The organism is Ruegeria sp. AI3 (assembly GCF_056541245.1).
Genome location: NZ_JBQFYA010000034.1, coordinates 1 through 3,270 on the forward strand (window position 1 = coordinate 1; position 3,270 = coordinate 3,270).

Consider the following 3,270-nt stretch of genomic DNA (forward strand, 5'->3'; position numbering starts at 1 on the left):
CGCGATACCAGGGCCTTGAAGGGCCCGAGGAGGTTGAAACCTACACCGTCATCACCACGACGGCCAATGAACTGGTAAAGCCCATACACCCACGGAGAATGCCCGTCATCCTCAAGCCGGAGGACTATGAGCAATGGATGGATGGCAACGGGAATGATGTATTTGAACTGGTGAAGCTCTAAAATTCAGATGAAATGCGTATTGTTCGAGCTGGTGAGCGCGAGAAATCGGATCCCGCTGGAAAATAGCCGTGAAAATCGTGTCCCATAGGCAAACTGGCGTAGATGTCTGCTAAGAGCCCAAAGCAGAAATTGCTCTTCGGAAGCAAAGTCTGCCTTTCTGAACCCTAGACTTGACTTCAACTGATCGCCTCCCCAACTATTGCAGTTGCAATATATCCGGAACGCATAGCTTTCTTTGTTCCGGCATTTTGTCTGCACCATCCGATCGTTTCAGTCGTTTCGGACCGTCTTTAACCTTGATCTTCGGCTTTGCTAGTGGGCCCTTCAAGGTCACGGGCCAGGGACTCTTCGATAGAGGTTCGCCAATCTTACGGGGCTGCAGATTTAGGTTCAAAACCTTGCCCGCCACATCAACACCGCCAAAGACGACAACTTGGACATGGTCTGTCTCCAATGTGGTTTGTTTCGTCGAAATACTTCCATTTGAGATACTAATCGGCGCACGCAAACAAACGATTGGAGCAACCTTTTGCTTCTCTTTGGTAAACACCCAAGGTAGCACCCCTAGCCCTGCCAGATCCAAAAGTTGCGTCTCGATCGAGCCATCACGCATTGAAACAGTAGCATTGCCGTTCATGCTGTTTGCAAAATGCTTCGGTGAATCGGTTCCGCCGGTCACCGAAAAATCTGCATAGATCGTACCGCTCGCACCCTTTTTGAAGTTCAGGTTGTGAAGAATATCATCCAGCTGCCAACCGCCCGCTTTGCCAGTCAACGTGAGTAGATGCGCGTCGTTCGAAAGATCCATCTGCCCGCTAACGTCGAAATGAGCGCCTCCATATTCAAACTTCAAAGGTCCGGCCTTAAGCTCATTTTTGTTGAGCGTCAGTTGGCTCTGCAAACCGCTGATGCCCTGGGCTCCTTCGATGTGCCTAAGGTCAACGTCGACATCCATATCCATACCGGACAAGAGAATTGAGCGCCCGATAGGTTTAAGCGTTACATCTCTTAACGCACCTTGGCCGCCCTCGTCTTCTTGTTTAGTTTCTTTCTCTTCCGGCTCTGGGCCGCCTATTTTCCGCAATTGTGCGGCAGCCTGAACGATAGTTCGGATCTGATCTATCTTAATCAGGTCACTCTCAATGGAACCCTGAAGCACCGGGTCGCTTGTTGCATCATCAAGATCGGCCATAATCTGCAAGATAGAGTCGGCGACCTCAACATTGGCACTCGCGTTCCAATCTGTGCCTTCGCTTACAAGGTTGATTTCAAGACGAGCCTGCCCGGTTTCCACACGTTCAAGCGATAGTGCCTCCAAAAGGTCCGCCCCGGATGGAACTGCGACATCAATTGCCAAATCCAGGTCCTCGAATTTGAGTACATTCTTAACAGTGCCATGCACCTCAAGGTTCCAGACCTCCGTATCGCTTGTCTTTCCATCCAAATTTGTCAGCGAAAGCTGATTGATGTCGCCGTTCAAATGGAAGTCACCGGAAAACCTGCCAAGCTGGTCGTCTGGTCCCAACAATTCTGGCGAGATCAAACTGCTTGCCGGTATATCCATTAGGCCTTCTGCTGATATGCCTTGCAACTGAAGCGCGTCATCGACCGAACCGTTCAAAATGATAAACGGATCGGCTGGGTTCCCAATTCTAAGGTTGATGTTTCCGACTTTTAAGGCGCCTTCTGGTGTTCTGGAAAGCTCGGAGAACTTAATCGGGGGCGGGCCTTCGCCGGACGTGTCCAACGTGAAACCGTTGGTCTTAATGACCATTTGTCGCTGCGGCACCCGACCGGTTACGCTGTCGATAACCATGTCGACTGCGATAAGTTTAAGATCATATCGCGAGGCGGCTGGGGCTGGTTCCGCATCTTCTGGGTACAACCTAATTCGGGTTGTCAGCGATACGTCTTCCGGGTTCCCCAATTCTCCAATCTGCCCCGTCAGCGAAAGGCTTTGCCCGCCATCTAATTCCGCCAATACAGATAGGTCATCAATCCGTGCTACGCCGTCGACTGATGTAAACGTCGCGCCAATACTCCCTGTGCCTTCCAAAACGCGGCTCAGCTTCAGGATATCGAGAATCTGGCCAAGTTCGGCAATCTCTACGGTCGTTGCCACTTGCAGACCGTTCTCTTGAGGAACTTCCTCGGCGACAATCGAAGTCTGTTCGAAGTTCACCTCCAACCGAAACGGGTCTTCCGTGGGGAATGTCGCGTTCAGATCAAACCTCTCTCCGTTCAGCGAACCGGCCCCGACTGCCGTCGCAACATCAGTTTCCGTATCACGCTTTAAGAGCAGCTCAGGAAGCTGCAGGTCCAACTCAAGTCCGTTTAAATTGTTTTTATAAAGAATGGCGATATCAGTCAGATCAATTTTGCGGTCCGTTAGAATTCCCGCCAACAGCGGTGTCGGGGATTTTGTAGGTTTCCCGACTTCAGTTTCCGTTTGGGAAAAAGACTGCCAGTTTCCGATGCCATCTTTGTCCGTGATCAGGTTCAAGTGAACACCCGAGAGCGAAAGACCACTCAGTGAGATTTTACTGTTCCAGAGGTCGCGTGCGGAAACTTCAAACTCAATCTCATCGATTGCCGCAAGGTTCACACCAGCATTCCGAGAACCGGGTAGTTCCAGCCCTGCCGCTGACACCCGCAACTGCCGACCAATACCCAGACGCACTTCATCTTCAATACTAACCTCCTGGCCAAGTTTCTTAGAGATCAGATTTTCGACGAAAGTAGTTCTGACCGAGGAAAAAAACGCAGAAGACAGGAAAAACCAAGCTGCAAACACTGCGACAAACGCGACAGCGCAACAAATCAAAATACCTTTTGCAACGTATCGCACGTTCTTCTCCTAAAATTTCGATTCATCCAATGGGAAGCCTAGACCATTTAATCATTTAGTTAATGGAATATATGTGGTCGGTAGATGATCTAAATTCCGAATGAACTTGACTATATTGCTGATATTCTAGCGTGTTTTGTCGAACCGCCAGGTTCAGGCCTCATAGCCAATAGATAACGAGTGCTGCGAGGGCGATTGCTGACAGGAAGACCTTTGGGCACCTGTCGTAGCGGGTTGCCA

The 3,270-nt window shown here is 50.2% G+C and carries 2 protein-coding genes; one reads left to right on the forward strand and one right to left on the reverse strand.

Annotation, left to right across the window (positions count from 1 at the left end):
- Positions 1-182 (forward strand): SOS response-associated peptidase family protein (locus ACRZ95_RS22725; protein WP_480555642.1); only part of this gene is annotated, 182 nt, incomplete at its 5' end.
- Positions 183-378: 196 nt separating this feature from the next.
- Here the strand turns inward: ACRZ95_RS22725 and ACRZ95_RS22730 are convergent.
- Positions 379-3,030, reverse strand: coding sequence for an AsmA family protein (locus tag ACRZ95_RS22730; RefSeq protein ID WP_170681774.1), 2,652 nt, complete (start codon positions 3,028-3,030; stop codon positions 379-381).
- Between the last annotated feature and the right edge of the window lie 240 nt (positions 3,031-3,270).